Annotated in this window: 17 protein-coding genes and 2 pseudogenes; 10 read left to right on the top strand and 9 right to left on the bottom strand. The window is 52.0% G+C overall.

What is annotated here, in order from left to right:
• Positions 1-1,354: pseudogene (locus NO978_RS19305) on the bottom strand (plasmid replication protein RepH); the annotation flags it as partial.
• A gap of 693 nt (positions 1,355-2,047) precedes the next feature.
• Positions 2,048-2,272, bottom strand: a complete 225-nt coding sequence (locus tag NO978_RS19310) for a hypothetical protein (protein WP_257301162.1) — start codon at positions 2,270-2,272, stop codon at positions 2,048-2,050.
• A gap of 218 nt (positions 2,273-2,490) precedes the next feature.
• Between NO978_RS19310 and NO978_RS19315 the strand changes: the two genes are divergently transcribed.
• The 4 genes from NO978_RS19315 (at position 2,491) to NO978_RS19330 (ending at position 5,880) form a co-directional block, all read left to right on the top strand.
• Positions 2,491-2,925 carry a hypothetical protein gene (locus tag NO978_RS19315; protein WP_257301163.1) on the top strand — a complete coding sequence of 145 codons (435 nt, stop codon included), beginning with the start codon at positions 2,491-2,493 and terminating at the stop codon, positions 2,923-2,925.
• Positions 2,922-4,379 (top strand): hypothetical protein, encoded by a 1,458-nt coding sequence (locus NO978_RS19320; protein WP_257301164.1) that lies wholly within the window; start codon positions 2,922-2,924, stop codon positions 4,377-4,379. Before NO978_RS19315 ends, NO978_RS19320 begins: the two co-directional genes overlap by 4 nt.
• Positions 4,380-4,672: 293 nt before the next feature.
• Complete coding sequence (locus NO978_RS19325; RefSeq protein ID WP_369684169.1) at positions 4,673-5,473, top strand: ParA family protein; 801 nt, start codon at positions 4,673-4,675, stop codon at positions 5,471-5,473.
• Positions 5,470-5,880: a hypothetical protein gene (locus NO978_RS19330; protein ID WP_257301165.1), complete on the top strand. Its 411-nt coding sequence runs from the start codon at positions 5,470-5,472 to the stop codon at positions 5,878-5,880. Before NO978_RS19325 ends, NO978_RS19330 begins: the two co-directional genes overlap by 4 nt.
• Before the next feature lie 78 nt (positions 5,881-5,958).
• On the opposite strand, the gene NO978_RS19335 is transcribed toward NO978_RS19330, so the two are convergent.
• The 4 genes from NO978_RS19335 to NO978_RS19350 all read right to left on the bottom strand — a co-directional run bounded on the left by NO978_RS19335 (position 5,959) and on the right by NO978_RS19350 (position 8,990).
• Positions 5,959-6,405, bottom strand: coding sequence for a hypothetical protein (locus NO978_RS19335; protein WP_257301166.1), 447 nt, complete (start codon positions 6,403-6,405; stop codon positions 5,959-5,961).
• A 703-nt stretch (positions 6,406-7,108) separates the two neighbouring features.
• On the bottom strand, positions 7,109-7,309 hold the full coding sequence (locus tag NO978_RS19340; protein WP_257301167.1) for a hypothetical protein: 201 nt from the start codon (positions 7,307-7,309) through the stop codon (positions 7,109-7,111).
• A 659-nt stretch (positions 7,310-7,968) separates the two neighbouring features.
• Positions 7,969-8,388, bottom strand: a complete 420-nt coding sequence (locus NO978_RS19345) for a hypothetical protein (protein WP_257301168.1) — start codon at positions 8,386-8,388, stop codon at positions 7,969-7,971.
• Positions 8,385-8,990, bottom strand: a complete 606-nt coding sequence (locus tag NO978_RS19350) for a site-specific integrase (RefSeq protein WP_257301169.1) — start codon at positions 8,988-8,990, stop codon at positions 8,385-8,387. The genes NO978_RS19345 and NO978_RS19350 overlap by 4 nt, the downstream gene beginning before the upstream one ends.
• Before the next feature lie 266 nt (positions 8,991-9,256).
• Here NO978_RS19350 and NO978_RS19355 point away from each other — a divergent pair, with 266 nt between their 5' ends.
• Together NO978_RS19355 and NO978_RS19360 are read left to right on the top strand one after the other, a co-directional pair.
• A complete protein-coding gene (locus tag NO978_RS19355; RefSeq protein ID WP_257301170.1) occupies positions 9,257-9,658 on the top strand; it encodes a hypothetical protein in 402 nt (133 codons plus the stop codon).
• 120 nt (positions 9,659-9,778) lie between these two features.
• Positions 9,779-10,759, top strand: a complete 981-nt coding sequence (locus NO978_RS19360) for a hypothetical protein (RefSeq protein WP_257301171.1) — start codon at positions 9,779-9,781, stop codon at positions 10,757-10,759.
• 553 nt (positions 10,760-11,312) lie between these two features.
• Here NO978_RS19360 and NO978_RS19365 read toward each other — a convergent pair.
• Positions 11,313-11,846 (bottom strand): hypothetical protein, encoded by a 534-nt coding sequence (locus NO978_RS19365; RefSeq protein WP_257301172.1) that lies wholly within the window; start codon positions 11,844-11,846, stop codon positions 11,313-11,315.
• Positions 11,847-12,138: 292 nt separating this feature from the next.
• Here NO978_RS19365 and NO978_RS19370 point away from each other — a divergent pair, with 292 nt between their 5' ends.
• Both NO978_RS19370 and NO978_RS19375 read left to right on the top strand, forming a co-directional pair.
• Complete coding sequence (locus NO978_RS19370) at positions 12,139-15,399, top strand: helicase-related protein (protein ID WP_257301173.1); 3,261 nt, start codon at positions 12,139-12,141, stop codon at positions 15,397-15,399.
• Positions 15,392-19,009: a DNA methyltransferase gene (locus tag NO978_RS19375; RefSeq protein WP_257301174.1), complete on the top strand. Its 3,618-nt coding sequence runs from the start codon at positions 15,392-15,394 to the stop codon at positions 19,007-19,009. The genes NO978_RS19370 and NO978_RS19375 overlap by 8 nt, the downstream gene beginning before the upstream one ends.
• 18 nt (positions 19,010-19,027) lie before the next feature.
• Here the strand turns inward: NO978_RS19375 and NO978_RS19380 are convergent, their stop codons facing one another.
• A complete protein-coding gene (locus tag NO978_RS19380; RefSeq protein ID WP_257301175.1) occupies positions 19,028-19,636 on the bottom strand; it encodes a hypothetical protein in 609 nt (202 codons plus the stop codon).
• A gap of 460 nt (positions 19,637-20,096) precedes the next feature.
• Between NO978_RS19380 and NO978_RS19385 the strand changes: the two genes are divergently transcribed.
• Both NO978_RS19385 and NO978_RS20100 read left to right on the top strand, forming a co-directional pair.
• On the top strand, positions 20,097-20,603 hold the full coding sequence (locus tag NO978_RS19385; protein WP_257301176.1) for a hypothetical protein: 507 nt from the start codon (positions 20,097-20,099) through the stop codon (positions 20,601-20,603).
• Between the two features lie 2 nt (positions 20,604-20,605).
• Positions 20,606-21,142, top strand: a complete 537-nt coding sequence (locus NO978_RS20100) for a transcription factor (RefSeq protein WP_369684170.1) — start codon at positions 20,606-20,608, stop codon at positions 21,140-21,142.
• A gap of 508 nt (positions 21,143-21,650) precedes the next feature.
• On the opposite strand, the pseudogene NO978_RS19390 reads toward NO978_RS20100, so the two are convergent.
• Positions 21,651-23,459 (bottom strand): annotated as a pseudogene (locus tag NO978_RS19390) (plasmid replication protein RepH); the annotation flags it as partial.

A 23,459-nucleotide genomic window follows, 5' to 3' on the forward strand; every position in this document is an offset into this window, starting at 1 on the left:
ACGACACGCGACCGTCCTCAAAACGCTCGATTCGGTCATCAACTAGGGTAACACCCCGATCTCGACGTCCAGCAAGATACCGCTGATGCATACCCCAGGCATCGAGAACACCAGATGGCCCATTGAGCCATTGGACGTAGTCTGCTCCTTCACTAGGAGTCCCTGTTGCAGCTAACCAACCCTCTGCTGTCCCAGGTTGATCCCCTTCCCTCGTGTTCATCTGCGCGGGATACACTGTACCTGCTTGGGGCTGAGGGGTCGGCGTAAGATGCGTCTCCAACGTCGATTGGGCCGGGTGAATCACTCTGTAGTCCGGGGTGACGTACTGCTCAACAGCAGCCTGACCTAAGTCCGTGAGGGATGCACTGTTGTATTGTCCACGCCGGTCGATGTCCACGAGCCCGAGCTCTTCTAGGTCGAGGATGTAGCGGCCAACAGTTCCAGATTCCACGTCGATTTCGTCATCCTGCTTGAGATCACGATAATCTCGGGTCCCGTCAACGGGGAGGTTCCCCAGTAGACGAAGTCGCCCTGATTCTTCTGGGAGATCCTGTATTGCTTCCCACGCCGCCTTGAGCTGATCCGGCGATGGTTGCCCGTCGTCACCCGGTAGGTCTGTAGTGGACGTCTCACGGGTGCCAGTAAGACGGAGATGGGCGTCGTACCAGTCTGGGTATCGTCGCTCAATCGCGGCGTCTAACGCTGGTGAGATAACTAGGCGGACGTCGAAGGCAGAGCCAAGAGCTGCGATAGCTGCGAGCGCCCGCACTCCTGTCCCACGGTCATCGAGTGTTGACCACGACTTGCCATCAAGTACGAGTGTGATGGGTTGGGGTGTGTCATCAAGTTCGCTATGGAGTTGAACGGGTCCTTTGGCGAGGGCTTCAAGTCCGGCATTAAGCGGGCCGCGCCCGGTACTGGTTGTGGTGAGGCTGTCTTTGAGCGACTTGTATCGTTGCCGGTGATAACCTGAGAGTTCGTCAAGGTCGTCTTCGTCTACATCGTGGTACTTGACCGCGAACTCGACGAGCGAATTCACATACTCGACCGCCTCAGCTTCTGCATCACTCCAACGATCCGTTGTAGATTGCCATCTTCGGTGGTCGAACCCCAGGGTATCCTCCTGAAGACGACGAAGGACAGTGTTATATCGTTCGTGCGCGAGCACCCTGGGGTTTTGTTCGCGGATGAATCCTCGAACAGACTCAACACTACTTGGGAGCAGGTTATGGAGGAGATCAGGTATCCACTCCGTTACCTGTGGGGTGACCTCGGTGATGGTGATTCCAGCAGTAGAGAGGCTCCCTCCTGGAACGATCTTCCGGATTCCTTGTTGTTGATTAGGCGTGTGCATGCAGTCCGTGGAGAGGTGCGGACTGCGTGGAAGCCGGAGAATGCGAGGGTCCCGAAACCAATTTGAACCCTCGCGTCCACGTTATGGACAGGAGCGTCCCGATAATACCGCTCCGTCCACGGCGAGGACCGGCTCTGCTGGTCCGCTGCAGCGATACTTCAAAACGACATCCGGGGCGAGGCCTGGCAGCATCGGACCCGGATTGTCGTTTGGAACTGTGCTTGTGAGTCATGACTATAGCGTAGTAGTGGAGTTACTGGGGGTGCTTTCTATCGCGGTGATCCTGGTTTTGGATGTACATCTCTGGCGGTGGCTGGGATACGCCCGACCTGCCGGCTTAGTGGCGAGAGGGACAGAGCAGCGGCTCTCTGAAGGCAAACGCTTAAGCCGGTTCGGGAAGAAGCAGGAGGTGTTCAAGCATCCGCTTCTTCTGGTGAGTTGCGTTTTCCTAGCTGTTGCTTCATCTTGTGAGTCGGACCGACTTAAATGATTGTGTAATGGGGTGGGGTTTCCAGTGTTTGTAGACTTCAGATCAGTCTTTCCACGAGGATCGACTTCCGAGTCGCGTGGGGGGACGGAACTCCTACTGCGCTCGGTGATGAAGAGCTGATCACGGACACCCTGGCCTACTGGGAGTCCAATTCTGGGGGACGTTGGGTCGCCCCTGGTTCCTCACCGTGATTAGAAGCAGTTCTAGGAGTCACCCCCAACGTCATCGCTGTTGATCTGGGATCGTGATTCAACTCGATGGAGTGTGAGTTCTACCCAGTATTCTTTGTCGTCGTCTTCTGGATCTATGCCATACCGGGTTCGTACATTTGATGGGATCGTGACTCTACCCCGCTTATCTAATCTTAATAAACACTCACGTTCAGCATCGCGCTCAATTTTGATGTCATCTATAACTTCATCGTCCATACCCATATTTTCCCATTTACGGACGTATAATACCTTGCCAGAGGTACTAGACCCACTTCCTCCCATATTATAAATCATTTGATCACGCATACGATGATGGTGATTAGACAAACCACCTAAACAGTATTTATAAAGTATAAAAATAGAAGGCTAGTGTGCTTGAATAGATGACCTATAATTCCCAAGTTTTTATACTACTACCTACCAAATGGGAGAATATGGGTAAACTATCGTTTACTGATAACACATCATTCACTCATCACGATGATGTGATTGAGGAGATTGATAAAGAAGCAGAAGAGGCTGGACTGTCGCGGGCTAAATACATTCGGCAACGATTTCAAGCGGGTCGGATCCTCTTCCAGTGCAGCAATAAACTCGATCTAGATCTCCTCAATGAATTAGTTGAGACAGACGCTCCAGTTACCGTTGATTCGGAGCTTCACTCACTCGGAGACACTGATATTGCCGAAACAATATTGACCGAAATGCCAGCCAATGAATCAAGGGCAATCTCAAAAGAGGAGTTGCGAAAGGTGATTTTCGGAACCAAAGAAGAACAGATCGAGACAATAACTGAAGCACTTCGAGAGTTGGACCAAGAGGGGAAAATCAAAACCACCATCGACGGCGATTATATCAGGAAAGAATGACGGGTGGGGATTCTGAGGACAGATCTGATGCTAAACAGAGGAAAAAAGAGACCAGGGATCTATCGCGGACAAATACTGTCACTCGTGAAAAGCGGCGTAAGGATGCAGAGAGAGTATGGCGATTAAACCCTGTTGACAGATTCGAAGAGCACAAGAGCGATTTGGTCAAGCGTGACTTGGCCAAGCGGATGAATATAATTCACCGGTTTGAGGAGTTTCTACTTAATGAGAGGAATTCTAATCTCAACGAGAACACGGAAAGTAGTCACGAGCTTCTCGGGGTCCGAGACGTAGTAGAAAGCGATGTTGAAGCGTTCATTGAGAACGATCTGAAACCCGATGACAATATGAGCAACAGAACAATCGATAGCCGCTTAGCGCGCCTGAGAGGGTTCTATGAAGTTCTTAATCGGAAGAATGCGTTCGCTGGAAATCCAGTTACTGTTCCGTTAGAAGAATTTCGCGTGAACCACGATCTTGAATCAGACCGTCCATACATCCCATTCCACAGGATGCAGTACTTCCTGAACTGGCTTGATCAGCCGTTTAGTCGTGCTGCATGGTTACTCGGATACAAACATGGGACACGCGCAGGAGAGGTTCTCAACATTGATTTGCGGTGTCTTCATATCGATCATCCGGTTTTCTGGCAGACTATCGATAATCACGGCGTCCAATTGGATCCCCGTATCAAGGATAAGCCAGATACCGTTCTAATTTACGAGGGGTTCAATGAAGGTAGTGAAATCCCGAATGAAGACACACCAGGTCCAGAGACGAGTGGTGAAGTTCGGGGATGTGGCAATAAACGGAATGAAAAAGAAGGATCAGTTCTGCCGGTGGATTCAGAATTGAAGACTGCATTGATCGAGTGGCTGCTTGTTCGTTCTTCTACATACAATCTTCAAATTAATCCACTATTCGTAGTTGGTGCAACAGACCCTCGAAGAATTGGGTCACACGCGTTCCGCCACAGGTTGTGGGGAGGAAGCAAATACTCTGATAGCATTCAGCACTTTGGAGATGAAGAACAGTTGTCTGAGTGCCCAGCTTGTGGCGGTCGGGTCATTGAGGATAATCCAAGTTCAGGTGATAAGACTGGCCGTCGGTACAGATGTCGTGACTGTGAACAGACACACTGGAGGTCTATCTTTTGGGATACTGATCTAGATACAGAACAGAAAGTCACATTCCACCAAGCACGACACTATTTCAGCTCGGCACATGCCCCCTCGAATTCTCAGATTCACGGGGGAATCATTCCTGACAGAATACGAAAAAAACGGATTCGTGGGGATTCAGAGAATGACGGCGACACAGAAGACAGAGTGTACATCAAGTCCCAATACGAGAACTACGAGACGGACATTCGAGAGCCTTACTTGAATGGGATCTACAAGTTTGACATTTACGAGAATCCAGTTCCAGCTGTCGGAGAGGGATGGCAGGAATGAGAAGCAACAGCAGCGACTAGGAGGCCTGCCTCACACTCGGTTAATTGAACCCATTCCTTGAATGACCCTGCCTAGAGCGGCATCTGGTGGATACTCGATGCAATCATCGAATCTTTTGACCGCGATGGGCCAGTAATATTGGAACCATTATATTCCAGGAACCACTACATCTGGGGGTTCGGTGTTCGAAACTAGATAGTTGTCTGACGGAGATTTTATATTATTCGAGATACGTGTATTGCTCGAATGGTTCGTGAAACCCGTATTGTACGGAATACACGTGTGGTGGTAGCGTGAGAATCGATGTCGGGATGCAGAAGGGTGGTGTCGGGAAAACAACGACGAGCATCAATCTCGCTGGAGCGCTCGCCGACCGAGGCCACAATGTCCTGGCTGTTGATGCTGATCCCCAGGGCGGGCTCACACTCAAACTCGGACATCGTGAACAGTACCGGGAAGGCGAGTACGCACTCTACGACGTCCTTTCCGAGATGGGACAGCTCACGCTCGATGATCTCAACGAACTGATTGTCAACGGAAGTGAGTTCGATATAGTCCCATCCCATTTACGGAACTTCAGACTGGAGAAGCACCTGTACTCAGAAGCCCGTGGGGTCGAGGCCCTAAAACTCGCTCTCGACCGTCTCACAGTAGACTACGACTACATCGTGATTGATTCCCCTCCTAACCTCGGGCCGCTCGCTGACGGGGCGCTGCTTGCTGCTGAAAACGTTCTATTCCCGAGCCACGCCAACACAATTGCGAAAGACTCTCTCGAAATCCTGTTTGACGAGATCGACACCTTGGAGGACAAGTTCGATGACGTCAACATCTCTACCGTCGCAGCTGTTCTCAACGAAGTTGGCCGTGACGGGGTAAGTAACGAGATGCAGGATTGGTTCGTCAGCACGTTCGGTGAGGAGTATGTCTTTGAGATCCCGGACTGGGCAGTGGTCGAGCACGCCATTGAATACCGAACTTCAGTGTTCGCGTATAACCCGGATAATGCAGGTTACTCGTGGGATGCAGAAAAAGCAGAAGCACTGCGTGACAAATACAGTGCAATCGCCACACACGTGGAGGATCTCTCATGAGTGATCCAAAGGACGAGCTCGGGCAACGATTCGACGACCGGCGGCCAGACGGAAACGACAAAGAGGGGGATATGAGCCAGTCAGATAACACGCGTAATTCGAGTGTCTCGGATGATTCGAGTAGTTCAGATAACCCGAATAATACGAGTGATGTGAGTGATACGAGTGACAAGCCAGGACCGGACCCGAATCCGAACTCAACTCGGAATCGACGTCAAGTGCCAATGTATCTCCCTGACGAGAAGGCAGACAACCTGAACTCACTTTACGAGCAGTTAGACGGGCGTTCGAAAGTAGCTGGAGAGGGAGGGATCGAGAAACACGCAGACTTCATGGAAACACTCGTGGATTTCGCCATCGAGCATGAGGACGAGTTAGCAGCTCGGCTTGGCATCAAGAAAGAATAGATATTAGTACAAAGTGCTAACCCTCTCACGTTCACAAGATAGTCAAAAGGTTGTAGTCTGTCAATTCTAACCAGATGCTTAGATCACTTGCTCACGACGGATCGTGACAAGGTCATCAGCAAGACGACTTGCATCACGTCCTACAGTATCACCGGCCTTTGAGATGAGGAGGATTCCGGGCGCAGCCTGACAAGGAGCACGGTCGCCTTCGTCGAAACCTGCGTCCTCGGCCGGTGGAAGTTGTACCTGATATCCATTTCCTGCAATCTGCATAGTCGCATCCATTGCACGGTAGATACTCTTCGTGTCTTGAGTTGCGGAGACGACGAGTTCAGTTACCTCTTCTGTAGACAGAGAGTCCAAGCCGACCACTAAGAGGAGTGAATCAAACGAAAATACTCGAACCTTGGCAAGGAACGTTGCTTCCCCTTCGTCGTCTTCTTCTACGAGCCCTGCAGATCGAGCCGGTTTCGTAACCTGGAGTGCGAGCCCATCCTCACCGGAGGACTTGATCTGGTTTGCCACTATAATTAGTAATAAGTGCTAACGTATGTGGCTTCTGGTCCGGTGAACCGTATCAGGATCAACCTCGGCGATACTCACCTCTACCGCCAGTAAACGAACATTAGGGTGTCATAGAACGGTTCACAAGGTTGTTGATTTCAGTACAATTAGCGATGAATCGCCTGCTCAGTAGGTGTGCGAACTGATCGCGGGAATCAGATTGTATCTCAGTTAATCAAAAAACAGCAAGCCAGTGAAAATGTTGAGGGCATAAGGTTCGTGGGCACCTTCTACAGTTGATGCGCAATACCAAGTATCCCAAAGCCCGATCACGTGATGATCCACCTTCTGCTGACGAGGATGTAGCGAAGCTCCGCCTCCGACTTTCTGACCTTTCTCTTTCGGAATTAGAGCAGGAGGGATTGGTTAACTGGAACAGAGACGAACACATCGTAACGAAAGGCCCCCACTTCGACGAGAAGCGACCAAAGTGGGAGGGTGACTAATATCAAAATAACAGCGTTTGTTACCTTGTTCACCTGTACTGAGCGAATTGGGAAAGCGAAGAACAGGTGTGTGAACCGTTCTATGACACCCTCGAACATCCCTACCAGAGCAAATCGATTGGGTCAGTGTATGACAAGAAACGACGTGCTCGGAAATATCAACGGTTCATGAACTTTCTACACGCCTACCACATAGGGGGCGAAGTCAGGACATCCAGTCAGCGCTCGAACCGGTCGTTCATGACCTCCTTTGCTTTGTCGTCTGGGACATTACGAGCAGAAATCTCGTGAAGTCTCGTACACTGTGCCCCCGGACATCCGATTAATCCATCTGACTGGAGGCTCTCCTCTTCCTCATCGTAAATCCATTTAATTGCCCAACCGCAGTCGGGGCATTTGTATTTGAGTTCTATTGGCATTTGTATCTCACCAGCGACGGTCGCCACCCAGGGGCAAGCCGGAAGTCGAACCCGGGATTCGCTCTCAAAGGGAAGATGTGGGCTTCTCTCAGGGCACCCACCACGATGCCCTGTCCACCACGGTGAACAGGATACGCACCCCGGTATCCCGAATTAACCATCAGGGGGGTCTGGGACGAATCCATCCTGTGCTTGCCTGCCGTCCGAGACGGCAACAGAGTGTATTGATTAGGATTACTTATGTCTTTGCTATTCGCAAAGTCATTATCAAAGTCATATATGATTATTTTAGCAAAAGTATTCCGACAGTTATTAGCAAAGCGATAAGCATAGACAAAGTTGTGCCGCTTAGCCCTGATGCTATCGATGAGCTGGATTCTGCCATCTTGGATTACTTTCTCGAAGGCAGACCCGCTGAACCTTGGGGCAAAGCAACTCCAACTGAGGTGTACCGTGCCCTCGATGAGCGCGGCGTTCTCTCAGACTTAGGTAATCCGGTCCGTCAAACCGTCCAGAACCGGATTCAACGGCTCGCGCTTGCCGGGCATTTAGAAAACAAGTACGACTCCGGTTGCTACGAGTTCGTCTCTGACCCACGCGGAACTCAAAACGAGAGATAAGTGCTCGCTGGTACAGCTGCAGCACCGGTGGTTCATCGGTCATACGTGGTCAGCGAACCACTCGGGTGCGCCTGTGTATTCCGCCCAGCAATGTTTGTGACACGGCTCACCGCGCGGGTTCGGAATCGCCTTATCGAGATCGACTTGCTTACCGCATAAATCACATTCAGCACTGTGGCCGTGCATCCGCTGGTCAGTTGAGAGGTTCTTTGTCTCGATGTACAGCTCGTGCAGCGCTCGGGGTGTCAGCCGGACTAGCACCTTTTCGCGGTCGTCCTTGTTGCGTCGTTCAGGGGTGTACGTCAGCACCCAGTCTTGCCCCTCCTCACCGTCACCGGCCGGACCAAGGGAGATTGTCTGAGCCAGCTCGTCGGGAACGTAGTGCCACTCGTTGTCTCGAAACCGTGGGTAGTGTCCTTCCGGGCGGGGGTTCTTGGGATCGATGTCGTCTTCGCTCATGCGAGACCAGCCTCCTCGAAGGCATCGTTCACGACATCAGGTGTCGGTGCATTCAGATACGGTTCGATGGCCTGGAACGAGTCCCACCCACCAACCTGCATCACGACGCGGGGATTCACCTGCTTCTCGACAAGGAGGCGCTGCGCGAACCGCCGGCGGAGATCGTGGCTGGAGACGTACCGATAGTCGTCGTCGCCGGTTGCTTCCGCCGCACGCTCGGCAGTCCGCTTTACGACATCTCGGACGCCGCGTTCGGACAGTTCCACGAGCGACTGATGCCGGTCAACGTCCTCGGCGTTCGCGTACCGGTGAATGTCACTTTCCACGTCACGGGGCAGGTACGCATTCCGCGGCTTCCCACCGTTTCCACTCGTGTCCTTGCCTTCGGGGACGCGGACCCGGTAGTGTTCGCCGTCGTCAGTCCGCCGGACGTGCCGCGGTTCGATCTGAGGAATCTCGAACGCACGCAGACCGACGTAACCGCCGAGCTGGATGATTAGGTCGTCACGGTGAGTAGCGGCGTGCCGTCGGAGCTCTTCGAGCTCCGTGTCTGTCATCCAGACTTTGTACTCGTCGTCTTTTGCAGTCGCCTCCAGTCTCATGCATACTTGTTAAGAAAACATTACACTTAGTGCTACGGGAAACCTCGTGATCGAGTCCAAAACCCGCCATATTCCACGGTTCGTTTCCGACTTCTATGATAAGTCGGCACTACGAATGGGATGGGGAACTAGCCCCCTGTCTAAATCACACGAGTAGATGAGGAACATACTCCTGTACTACCCCTCATTACGCCATTTAACGCTGTGATAGTCAAAACTCAAAATGGGTGAAAAAGCATAAGTTGTTTCGAAATAGAAGTGTGAGTATGGCGCGAGAGATACGGTTCGAACTCGATGATGACCAGTATGAAGAAATGAAAGAAATAAAAGATGAACAGGGGAGAACTTGGGCAGGCCTGTTCGTTGCAGGCGTCAAAGAACTAGAAGGGTCTACAAGCGGTGACCGACTTGACGGACTGAAACACGATTGGGATGAGGACCAACGAGTCTTCCCTGAACCCGGCAATGACCGAGTTGGGTCTTTCAAGGCCGGTTGGACCAAAGCAGAAAACGGCGAGGAGTTTGGTCCGAGAGCTCTGGAAGGACTCTCATGGCATAATCTTGGATGGCGGCTAGGAATGATATTCGACGACACGCCCACTGACCTGAAAGAAGAAATCTACCAATGGTGCGTTGAACAACAAAAGGAGACGCAGAAAGAAGAGTAACGTTTTCCCACAACATCTCTTTCATCGGTAGGTTGCTCGTCGGTAATGAACAGCGAAACCCTGATAGAAGAATGCGTCAGGCGTCCAGAGGCTTTTGGCCTGTGCTGATGAAGACAATGTATGCCGTTCAGCGCAAGTTGGCACACGCTTCTCGATCACGCTGAGGAGTTACCGTCTGATGCGACACTTCTCACGCCACGATCACGCACCCCTTTTCGTCTCACCGACGTGCAGGAACACCGGATTCTCATCACGTATCGAGATGACGGCGGAACCACTCCACTTCAGCGCGACCAGTTTGAAACACTCTTCCAGCGTGTACAAGACTCCCACGCTGGCTTCGAGTTGGACCGACTGCCAGCAGACGCTGAACCATACGCGACCGTCCTGAGTCTCCACCCCAGGTTCGAACTCGATGACCGAGCCGGGACGCTGACAGAGACGGAGACGCCAACGAGCTCCCCGCTTGTTGACGCTCACGAGGTTGCCAGTGGGACATCTGATCGAGAAGAACCAGAGATCCCAGTCTACGCCGATGCCCTCCTGCTGATTGACGCACTCGAACGCCACGACCCAACCGACCTTGAAGAGACAGAGACACCCGCACTGGTGAACCTCTACACGTTACTGTCAGATGTCCAGCGGAATGCCAACGAACTCCGACAGGAAGTACGTGCCGTACTACTTGACCGACTCCATCATGATCAGCCAGTCAGCGGCCAATACGGCTCAGTACAGCGCACGTCACGCCGGAATCGCTCGCTCAAAGACGACGAGGAAGTACTCACCCGGTTAGAAGAGGCGGGGATCGACCGGGAGCGTGTGACGACCGTAGACTCCAGTAAGGTCGATGAAGCACTGGAAGTGACCGACCTCACCGACCCGGACGTGTACGACATCACAGAGAGTGAATACGTCCGGAAAGCAGAGGTAGATGAAGAAACCAAGCAGTCCCGGCTACAAGGGCTGAAAGACCAGCTTGCTGCCACAGATGAGAACACCGAAGACCTTCAGCAAGAGATCGAGGAGTTAGAAGCCCGAATTGACGATCTCACGAGCTTCGACTCTGGAACAACGTTCCGCACAACATCCCAGGAATGACTGCGTTGATGCGTACGACTCGTTTTCAGCGACAGCGAAGATTCCAGAGAGATTAGCAGATTACAGCCGATAACTCGCTACCTCGGAACTACCGCACGCAGGACAGTGATCCACATCCGCAGAGTCCAGATTAGCGCCACACTGCCTGCATTCCACCACGAGATCAATAGGGTCAGACGAAGATAGCACGCGCTTGAAGATGCGTATCATGTGTCGGGATCTACAACGTCGCCGCACCCTGGGCACTCCGCCCAATATCGAGGTTCATCTCCTGTCTCGTACTCAATCAAGACGTGGCGGTGTTGGATCGCTTCACCGCAGCGTGGACACCCACCAACTTGAGGATTCTGGGAACTCATAGTGTGTACCAAAGAGGGGTGTACAGCCTTCTACGGGTGAAGGCCGAGTTCTTTGGGAGCGTGTGGCAGAGGGGTTGAACCACCCTCTACCCGGGACAAGAACTGATAGCCCCATATAGGTCATCCAACCACAGTGAAACTAATCAGCGGCGAGCAGTTGGTGAGTTAGTACTTTGTACTAACTAAACGCGTGACTATGGTCGCTCTTCGAGCGAAACATCCCACCCCTCATGCTCTTCATCATCCATATAGTCAAAATGATTCTGCGCCTGCTCGTAGGTGTCCATCCCGCGACATTGGAAGAAAGGCGCATCACAGGCAGGGCAGGTTTCAGCATCAGGGAACCGACTGGATGATCCTCCAGTCGTCTGCTGACCCGTTGTTGCACTCATAGCCCGGGAAACGTAGTCTGTATCTCCGGGTACGAATTGTTGTTCGATCTGCGTCAGTAACGCTAGTGTCCAGTCCCGAGCGTCACCGCGAGTTGTGATCTCTCCTGGGCCATCGAAGAAGTCCTCAACCACGCCGACCACATCAGCTGCCCACCGAAGACTAATACTGTAGCTGTATTCTGCATCCAGTTCAGGGTCGATCTCCTCCGCGTCCATCGCAAGTACGCTAACCTCAACGTCCAAGTACTGGTGGCGGTAAGTGTAGGTCGGATTCGGGTCTTCCGAGACACGGTACCGTTCCCAATCCCCCGGAAGATCCTCTATAAGCTCCGTCATATTCTATTCTCTGAAAAGTCAGTAGACTCACTTAGCAACACCGCTCTATCCTCTGCGGAGTTCGTCCTGCCCTCAGATCACCCTGAGTGAAATACAGGACTGGACGGCAAGGAATAGCTAAACACTAAGTTAGCATGTTGGTTACATTCGGTAACAAGATGCTTTCTCTCCCTCCGCTTGTCGATAACGCTAACCGGACGGTTGAAGAACGCGTTGAAGAAATCAAGAACGAAGAGGATCACACATCGCTCGATTCAGTCATCAAGCATCTATTAAAGGAACGTGAGAACAAATGAAAGATATCGGAAACCGGGTCATCGACAATAACGCGGGGCTCTTAGAAGAGGACAAAGAGGGTAGTGTACTTGATGTGTTTGAACACTACCTGACTAAAGCAATCGAGGAAGATCGTGAGAACAGTTTCCGAATGGACATCGGAACTGGATTTCTCTTCTTTTCGGGCTTTGAAGCAGTCTCTGGGAAGTTTAAGGAATTAATCGGTACTGACACCGTCAGTAAAATAGACGACGCGGAGTGGGGGACTGAGGCACCTATACGAGTGGTAATGGGGCCTGAAACCTCGAACCGGACCAAGTCGATCCTACTCTCTCTAGTCACCGACCAGGTTATTGAATACGATGACGAAGCAATCGAAGTCCTCAAGCAGTTTATTAAGAGCGGACTGGTGGATTTCCGGGTGATTACTGAGCGGAACTTTCACCCGAAGCTGTACAGCTTTTACCTTCGCTCTGAGGTACCAGACGACGTCTGGGCAGGCTCAGCTAACTTCAGTAAAGGGGGGCTCCAGAATAACATCGAGCTCTCGGTGCAGATGCAGACTGGGAACCAGGACCGAGAGTTATTCCGGGAGTGGTTCGACAAGCTGTGGGAACAAGGGGAAGAGGATCTTGACGTATTGGAGGTTCTTGAGAACGTTCAACAGAGCGACTACGTATACCAGCCACCGTCTGTCTTCTTTGCGAAGCTCATTCGCTACCTCGACCGAGACTACTTGTTAGACAGTAGTGTCTCATCTGATGGCTCACCCCTTCTGGAGTACCAGAATCTAACGTATAACATCGTGATGGAACGACTCCAGCGGTATGGTGGATACATTCTCTCGAACAGTGTCGGTACTGGCAAGACATACGTCGCGGCTCAAACTGCAGCAACATACCAGCGGCGGTCGCCGAATAAAGAGATCCTGGTAGTAGCACCCTCTAATGTGACTGACGAGTGGGAAGAGGTCTTCGGAGAATTCGATATTGATTCTGCAACAGAATTCCTCTCGATGGGAATGCTTCAGAAACAACCACTCGAAGAAGCAACCGAGGGTGATCGGGTTTTTGATTATCGGGATTACACTGACCGGTTCAGTCTGATCATCGTTGATGAGGCTCACAACTTCCGGAATGACAGTAACCGTCGGAACAATCTGGAAGACATCATTCGGCAGAACAGCGACTCCGATGTCCTCCTGACGAGCGCGACACCGATCAACATCAGCCCCGAAGATCTGTTCTCGTTAATCGACTTGTTCTACCGGGCAGGACGGGTACAGCAATTTGAGAAGGCTGGTCTAAAATCACACTACGAGAACACCAGACAACAGTTGAAGAAGTTGGATAAGTACGACGACCTCAGCAACAGCCTCATTCAGGACATCAAAAAGATCGAGAACGAACTGTCCATCAAAATTACGTGGCGCATTATCCAGGAGGAGTTCAAAGACGATCTGCGTGAGCTAGCGGGAGACGATGTTGAATACGACGATCCCGAAATCACAGAGGAAGAGTATGACTACCCCCGCCGGTACCAGAGTGAGGTGTTCGAGGAGATCGTCCCCTTCCTTGATCAACTTAATTACGAACCTTCGAAGCTCTGGGACGGTCAGGGGTACCAAGACTTCGATAATCTGATCTTCCGACATAAGTGGCGGTTGTACAAGCGCCTCGAAAGTAGCCTCAAGGCATTCCACGACAGCATCGACAATCTTCACAAACGGTTCATCCTGTACTACGAGTCAATCAAGAGAGACACGGCGATTTCGGAAAATGACGTTGCCTCACTGTCTACCAGTATTGACCCACAGGAAGCTGCTAATGCGACAGACTTCGAACGACTGGAGACCGTCGTTACCACCTATCGTTCCTTGGATTCAGATGTTCAGGAGACGGTGCTCAGTAATCTCAAAAAAGACATCAATCTTATTGAACAAATGTTAGACCGAATCACGTCTTCGTTCGGTCACACTTCCACTGTTCCCTATCCCGATGACCACAAAGTTTCGAGACTCCGGTCAATCATCGAGGACAAATTAACTGACGAAAAACCGGTTGTCATCTTCTCCCAATACAGTGACACAGTTGAATATCTGTATCACAGCCTTTCTGGGGAATTCAAAGGTGTTCGACGTATTCACGGAGGGGTATCTGCGGATAAGGAGGAGTTCGTCTCCTCCTTCAACCGGGGAGAGTTCGATGTCATAATTACTACAGATATGTTGGCGGAGGGGGTGAACATCCCGCGTGCGGACGTCATCGTGAACTTCGACCTCCCGTACAATCCTATCACGCTAATTCAGCGAACAGGCCGAGCGCTACGCATTACGAACCCGAAGAAGGTTGAGGTTCACAACTTCCGGCCGGCCGATTCCATCGACCGAGAACTCGAACTGTACGAAAAGTTGGACGCTCGACTGGACACCATACTCGACATCGTGGGTCTGGACTTCATCGTCTGGCTGATGGACGAGAAGAAGATCGAGCAACTGCACGAAGAGGAGCGAGAAGAATACATCGAAAGCCTGGATGAGTATAACGAAACGATGGCCTCCTCGAACCCAAGTGAGATTGCGCCGGAACAGGCCCCACCGGAGGAAACTCGAACAGATCGCATCCTCCGGCGGGCTATTGATACATACAATCTGACTACTGATGACGTCACAGCAGTCTCACCATCGATAAGACGGCCAATCTACACCGTTCTGGACTCCTCTGATAGTCAGGAACAGGAAACAGCTGATAGTGACGCTGAGGTTCGGGAAACGGTACTATCTGACTTCGCTATCCTCGGGGAGACGGGAGGCGACCCCTCAATCTGGACACCGTTGCATCGGAGTGTGAAAGCCGGTTCAAACGAAAACGGTCTCACCGACGGTGATAAGGGGACCATCGAAAAGATTCGAGAAGAACGACAGGAGCAGTACAAGCGCGAGAGAGTTACAGCAGGTCAATTAGGCCGTGCTGCCTCACAGTTAGTTGACCAGGTCGAAGAGGTAATGGGCGTAGTTTCTGACCCTGAGATGAAAGAGACGCTTTCAGCGATTCGTGAGCGACTGGAAGCGGACACGTACACGGTCCCCCAACGGAACACCCTGGAAGACAGTCTGTCATCAATTCAAGAGGAGGACTACGGCTGGATGTCGAACCCAGACAGCGAGATCCGGAGCTCATCAGAATGGCAAACAATTATTCAAATGTCGGAGAAAGGGATGAGTAAGTCTGGAGAAAGCGAGGTGAAGGCGGTTATCAAATATCAAGACCATGACTGATACTACGAACTACCCGAGAACGTTGGACGCTACGCCACAGGGCAACGGAACTGACGGCTATGGTTACGAGTACCTGGCCAATGCTGGATACTTCGAAGAGCCTACGTCGGACACCGTAACGTACGACGCAGACCATGACGTCAAGTACCGATTCAGTATTGAGGGCTCTGTGCGGATCGCGTACTTCGAGTTCCCGATGGCAGATGTCCCTCAGGATACGCCGAAGAAGATCGCACAGGAACTGAAGCGGAGAACCCGTTTACAGTACTTCTGGTTCTTCGACCCAGAAACCAATCGGGTTCAGGTATTCCGTGCGTCCCGTGGAAACTTCCAGTTCATCTACAATCCCGACATCCACACGGGTACGACGGCGGAAAGTAAGCTCGATAAGCTGGAACAGGTTTCCGAAGACATCAACGCCCTCTTCGACTACAAGGACGTCGTTGATCGTTTCTACCGAGAGTTGTGGGACCACCGATCCGACCTCGCAAGCTCTCTCACCACTGAGAGCGGATACACGCTCAGCAAGCAAGAGGAGCTTCTGTCCGCTCAGCGAATCATCGACCGCCTGATCTTCCTCTACTTCCTCGTTGAACGTGGCGTCGTCATTCCGGTGAATGACTCCAAGAAGATGGTTACAGCGGAAACAGATGGCGTGTTCAACACGCTCGTGGACGAACACGAGGATTTCTGGACGCTGCTTCAAACCGTCTTCTTCGATCGCTTGAATTCCCGAGACGCCGATGACGTCAAATTCACCGGGTCTTACTGGCTCCACGTCCCATACCTGAACGGTGGGCTCTTCCAGCCTGAGGACCTCACCACGATGGACGGAACCATTGTCTCTGAGGATGAAGAACTCGTCGTTGAGGACTTTGACTGGGAAGCACTAATCAGCGAACTTAACGAGTACAATTGGCTCCTGGACGGGTTGGAGGGGACAGACGAAGATGAAGCGGACACTGTAGGAAACCTCACCCCGGCCGTCTTGGGGTACATCTACGAGAAGTTCGTCATTTCGGTGAGTAAAGTCGGTGATGACGTCCGGCTTAGTGATTTAGACGCTTCCGAGCGAAACGACCTTCTTTCCGAGGGGAACAGTGAGGTCGGTGCGTACTACACGGGTGAAGACATAACCGACTTCAAAGCCCGCCGTGCGTTGTGGGAAGGCCTACTGGAGAAGATTGACGAAGACCTTGATGAAGGGGAAGCACCTACAGCTCTCAATCCCGACGACTTGTACCGGGCTGGCGAGGACCAGATAGAGACAATCGAATCTGACCAGAAGGACGGATTTGATGTTCTCTATGAGGATTACGAAACCTCACCAGAAGTCTTGGAGTACCTGGATTCGAAGCTACAGGAGTTGAAGGTGTGTGACCCCGCAGTTGGGAGCGGCTCATTTGCTCTCGCAGTAGCGAACACTCTGTTCGAGTGGCGGTCGATGTGCCGACCTAACACTGATGAGTACGTACTCCGACGGCAAATCATTGCTCAGAACATCTTCGGTGTGGATATCCTGGAAGGGGCAACGGAGATCTGTAAGCTACGGCTTTGGCTGTGGCTGATCAGCGCGACTCCAGTGGAGACGACCGAAGGTGCGTCCGTAGACGAACGTGACGAAATCCCACCCTTGCCGGATATCACGTTCAACATCCGAACCGGAAACAGCCTCCTCGGATTTACTGAAACCGCTGCAGTAACCGGCGAGCAGCACACCTTGGGTTCTTCCACGATGGAGGACCAATTACGCCAGTATGGGGAGGATGTTCGTGACTATAGGGAATCCAGTGACCCCGAGAAGGAGACGAAGCGTGACCTCGAACGTCGGCATGACGATCTGAAAGAAGACCTCGATGAGTGGTACGCAGGAGTACAGAGCGACTCAAACAACAATCGGCTCACAATGGCCGATCATGTTGACGATGTGAGTGCAGCGTGGGACAGTCTAAATGCGGCCCCGCAATCCTCCACAACGCTCAGCATCAAAATCCCGGATGGGATACCTGAATCCATCGACGAATATCTGGAAATTCAGGGGTTCACCACGTACAAATACAAAGCACGTTTGGACAGCCCGACACTCAACAAGCAGGGTGTTGAGAAGATCTTCGACCAACTCCGAGAGCACTTCTCAGACCCGGACGATTGGAGTGTTCTCATCGAGCGGGAGTACGCCGGACAAGACTTCCGGGAAGGCAAGTTGGACGCGTGCCACTGGCCGCTCGAATTCCCGCTCGTATTCATGAAATACGGCGGGTTTGACGTCATCATCAGTAACCCACCGTACGGTGCGTCCGTGAGCCCGGAAGAGGAACCCTTGCTGAAGAACGAGGCCAACTACGAATGCCAAGGGACGAACGACTCCTGTGAGTGGTTCTACGAACGAGCACTGGACCTCGTGCATGACCAGGGAGTCATCTCTTACATTGTCAGCAAGAGCATAGCCTTCTACAGCTCGTGGTCTGACATTCGGGAGCGGTTACTGGAAGAAACCGAATTCAAGCATGTCTTCGACGTCGGACTCGGGTTCGTGGGAGTGAACCTCGAAACGATTGCCATAGTCAATACTCTCGGTGGTAACGGCCGGGCAAGTATCCCGACTGTACACCGGAGTCGAGACCTTCGGAGTACGACTGCGAATCAGCCAGTCCACCTTGGGTGGGTGGATCAGGAATTCATGATGGACTCGAAAACCATCATCTTCCGACCGATAACTGACGACCAGAGTGATGTTCTGGAGCGCCTGCGCTCCCACGACCGTCGTCTTGGCGACGTGATGTCCACCGAAGACACGACAAGGCAGTTGTACATCCCAGACAGTAAAAAGAAGAAACTGGACGAGGGAGACGACCATTACATCAACAAGAACCCGTGGGTTCAGGAGTTCTACTTGGAGGACATCTGGCACAAGGACCTCAGTGACTACCAGGACTCCGTTAACGAGTACGCCGTTCCTCGGGTCATGTTGAAGGTACTTCGTGGTACGCGACTCCGGGCGTGGATCGACGCAAATGGAGAGGTAGTGGGCACGGAGAAGCTGGTAAATGTGCCGCTTGCAGATAGGACACCGGAGGAGATAGCGTTCGTCTACGCAGCACTAAACCACCCGTGTGCATCCTACTACCTGCAGAAAGCGATTTTCTCAGAAACAACGGAGAGTGCGCGGGTGATGGACGGACAGTACTCCAAGCCGATCCCAATCCCAGAGGTCGCCTCTGACATCGAAACCCCAGTGGCACATCTCGCGTGGGTGCTCACGCTGGCCAGACAGCTGAACCACGACTCCAACCGCGACCTTTCAGAACAAGTAACAACAGTACAGACCAGTCTTAATGCGATTCTCAGCTCCCTGTACTTGGACATCCACACAGAAACGATTCACCGTTGGTGTGCTACTGTAGGTAGCCAAGGGGAAGAGACTGAACGGGTTCAGGAATTGTTCGACCAGTTCTACACTGAACGGTTCGCCACCCGGAACGGTAGTCCGGAACAGTACTGGGACGAGATTGAGGCGATAGTGGACTCAGCAATCGATACCGTCGCACAGTGGGATACTGGAGAAATCTCGAACTCACATGAGATGGAGGTCATTGAGGAAGTCCTCTAAAGAGTACGGCGAGAGTTCCTAAAGATCCCGAGGGTCACTACTACTTTCGCGGTTTACTTGACGGAACCACGCGCTAAACTCGTCCCAGTCCATACCGTTCTCTGATTCTGGGATTGGTTGAGTGTCGATAGGTTCAGCATCGTAATCATCGAAATCAGCGCTGAGATCAATGTCGTTGACTTGCATGACGTGAGCACCCTTATCTTTCGCAATGTAGTAGTAGACTTTCTCCTCCTCGTCGGTTTCTGGAGGAATCCGAACGTAGGGCTGAGGGATACAGTTATCTGGTACACCGTCTTCTGATTCAGCCTCTCTTACCGAGTAATTCACAAGAAAGAGCACTCCGTCAAGTGCTTGCGTTAGCTGCCACAGCGACACAAACTTTCGTCCATTCCTGTGCCAATACTTGTTCGGATGACTTGCATAAATGTCGAGTCGATCTCTCCATTTGTATGGGGGGTCAGTAAACGGCCCTCCGAGTTTCAGAAATTCAAATACTACCCAGCCCATATCTGGGTGGTTCAGAAGCCGTTCCACGTTAACACCGAAGGTAGGGTCATCGCCTAAAGCCTCTTTCACGAAGAGAACCTCAGTCGCGTCTTCCTTGGCAAGTTTCTTACTGGGCATTCACTGGATGATGCAGGCAAACCGACATAATACCACAGGATGGGGTGATAAGAATTGTATCCTGAGTGTTATAGGATGAGGTCCAACTCCTGCTCACTTTTGGTACCAGCCGTACTGACAGGGGAGAGTAGCAGTAAGATCGACTAATGAGGCGATTTGAGGTAGGAGATCGAGTTATGGTCGATATTCCGAATAAGGCTGACCCCGATCATGAGCGGCTCCACCGGAAACAAGAGGGGATTGTCGAAATATTCGAGGATGACGCCGGCCAAGAAACCGGAGATTCACGTGACTCACACCTGTTCGTCGTTGAAATGGATGACGGAACAATTGAACACCTTCGATGGCGAGACCTGCCTCTGACTCATAACTGGACTACCTGTGCAATGGATCCTATGAGGTACGTAGCTCAGAATCGAGTTCCACCGATTTAAATAAGGCGCACAAAGTAGACTAGCGTATGACTGGCCTTTTTCTCGCCCCTGCAACTAACCGGAAGGGCGCATACGGGCACTTTCGTGAGACGGTATTGGACGGTGTCTCTCGGGAGATGTATTCGAACTTTATTGATGAAGACTTGGGATCATGCGCCCACGTGTGGGGTCTTACGTCCTCAATTAAATCAACATGGGAAAACACAGACAGTGGCGACTGGGTTCTCTTCTATACTCGGGAAAACCAGTACGAGTATGCAGCCCAGGTTAGAGGGAAACAGCACAATCCGGATTTCGGTGACGCGATTCGAGAAGAGCTCCTGGAGGATGTAAGCGGTGATCGGGATTGGGATTATCTCTTGCTGTTCAACGATCCGATTGAGGTTTCAGTAAGTGGTAAGACAGTGGCGGAGTTGTTGGGTTATAGGAACCGGTACCCCGTTCGGTTCATTCGGGTCACAAGCGAACGCCTGGAGGAAATCGAATCAGAATACGGTGGTGTGGATGATTTCATTACTGCCATCAGTGAGTAGGCGTGAGCTTGGAGATTGTCAGTACGATGGGGAGCGGTAGTTTAGGACGCGAGTTGGATTTGGATGTTCTCGTGAATGCGATAAGAGGGGAAGTGGGTGAGTCACTTGAGGTCAACTTCACTAGCGACGGTATCGTCACGCTTCGTCTCAACGAGAATGGTTCTGCTTTCACCGTGTATCGCACCGGTACATTTCAAATCCGAGGGGCCGACTCTGAGGACGCACTCAGGCAAGCAGAATCGACGTTTCGTGAAATCTTAAAGAGAATCGATGTGGACGTTCCATCGTACGATTTTGATCATGTGACCTCGGTTTTCGTCGGCGATCTTGAACAGCCGGTTGATCTTTCCGCGGTGTCCATTTTGCTTGGTTTGGAGTCCACAGAATATGAGCCTGAGCAGTTTCCTGGGCTAATTTACCGGCCGCCAGAGTCCCCATTTGTTCTCCTCATTTTCGCGTCTGGTAAGGTGGTCATCACAGGTGGTACGAGCCGGTGCCGAGCTGAGGAGGAGCTGACTTCCTTACGGACCCGATTATAGGGGTACGACTGAACAATATCCGCGGAGAAGACGTGCTTCATTTGGAAGTAGAGACAAGAACACCGTTCTTCGACCCGGTAATATGTTAAAATGTGATTGTCTGGAGGGTGAGTTTACCGTTCCATCCGCAGTTGACTTCAGTTGTGTAACTAAAATATTACCTTGACGTCCATACCTTCCGAACTTCTGCTAGAGCCGAGAAGCAGTCAATAATTATCTTCTGAAGATTGTTCTTCTAATGTCGTCGTGGGTACAAGATCACCGTGCCGGAAATCAATAGGAAGAACCTCGCCCGTTGACCGTCTTTTTACGCGGTAGAGGTACTGATCACGGTCACGCCCTGTCTCGGTGTTCAGATCATCCTGCAAGCGGTCAGTGACAATGCATTTGACGCCGTGGTACCGGACGTCGGGGTCGTCTTCACCTACGTACACGGTTACTTCATCTCCTTTCGAGTACGGTTCAGATGCTGGCTGTGGAGGATTCATTGCGTAGTTATCGATTGTCGTCAGTCATTAGTTAGCCCTGGTGACGGTTGACTGAGACGATCTCTTTTGGTAGCTGTTTCTGAAATGTCCTGGAAACTCGATTGGGCCGTATCGGGCCCTGGAGATTGACCAAGACGAACGACGGAGGAGTCCGAAGCTGCTGTACCAGATGGGCCTCGTTCAAGCTCGCCTGGGTCGGCAAATGCACCCCAGAGGAATGGCCACCATCGTCTGAGCCGGTCGTGCTCGTCGAAGAGAGCCTTGATGTCGTCACCTGGTCGGATTCCCTCGATGTACGTTGTTTCGAGGGCAGGTAAGTCGTAATGGGTGGTGAGGTGGCACATCACCGCACTGGCAACATCACGAGGGAATTCAGCGAACAAGATACCCGTGTCTGGATCGGGGTCAGCAAAGGGTTCGTCCCGATCACTCTGCGGTGTCCACCACGGCTCTAAGTGTGCCTCCCACCGGCGGTGTCCCTCGATTTCCCGGGGTTCAATGATATCCCAAGCAGCAAGTTCGTTGATGTAGCGGTCGTAACTACTCTCTGAGATATCCGCGGTATCGATGATTTCAGAGCGTCCCATCGGATCATCAGCGTTGAGCAGTGTTTTGAGGAGTTTCGTCGCTGTTGGAGGGAGTTCAGGCAAGAGACGTTTCGTGGGGAGATTCGACAGTCCGTATGAGATGTCTCTTACAGTGAGGAAATCGTAACTCTGGGTGGATTGGGCAATGTGGAGCATAGCCTCAGCCACGTCGTGAGGACACGCCCGGTGTGGGCGATCTTCCGTTCCAAGGACACGGAGGAACAATCTGACGAGCCGTTCGAGATCCTGTTTCCCTTCGTGAATATCCCCTTGGTGAGCCACCTGATAGCTCTTCGCCGAAGCGTATTCCTCGACAAGATCACGGACCGCGGAATAGGAATTTCCAATCAGTACGGGAATTTCCATCACTGGTGTTGACTCTCGTCCGTTCGCAATCGCTTCACGGAGTTCGTTCGCCTCTTGATCGATGGCACGCTCGATGTCGCCGTGGAGATCGGTCATCGTCGGTCCTGAGAAAACCCACGACGCCGTCAGGTGCATCGTCGAGTCAGCATCGTCCACGTCGTACGGAAGACGACGTTTCAGTTTGTCCGGTCGGTCCTCCAGAAGCATTCTGTACCCGGAGTGAATCCCATACACCGACTGTTTTGGAACGGTGTAACGAGCGAAGTCGAGGAAGTCATTGAGACGACGGTCATCACTGATGAGCATTCCTGTGTCAGGGACTCGGATGTTGATTGTGACATCGACACCGGCTGCGTAGTACAGCTGCGTCGCTGAGGCAATAAGTCCGTGCAGATCACGGATTAATTCAGTTCGAGCTTCGACGTCGTCGCTGTTCGTGAGTTCACCGACCTGTTTCAAACACAGACTGCGGACAGTTCCAATACGGTCACGCCAGCCGTCATAGTCTTCTTCGTCTTCGCCAAACCATCCGATCTGATGCCCCCAGCGGATGATTTCCCCGGCTTCTCTATCGAGTTTCTCAACAACCGAGTTATCGATTTCTTCGAACTCGGAACCAAGGCGTGATGGCGTGAGGACCTTGCTTAGTGCCTTGTCGCTGAGTAAGGTTCCCGCAAGACGTCCCAGGGTAGGGATGGGGCCACCCCACTGAGTGGCCACGAAGAGATCATCGTCGAAGCAACTGAGGTACGACACGCGACCGTCCTCAAAACGCTCGATTCGGTCATCAACTAGGGTAACACCCCGATCTCGACGTCCAGCAAGATACCGCTGATGCATACCCCAGGCATCGAGAACACCAGATGGCCCATTGAG

The sequence above is a fragment of the Haloarchaeobius sp. FL176 genome (assembly GCF_024609245.1).
Lineage (GTDB): Archaea > Halobacteriota > Halobacteria > Halobacteriales > Natrialbaceae > Haloarchaeobius.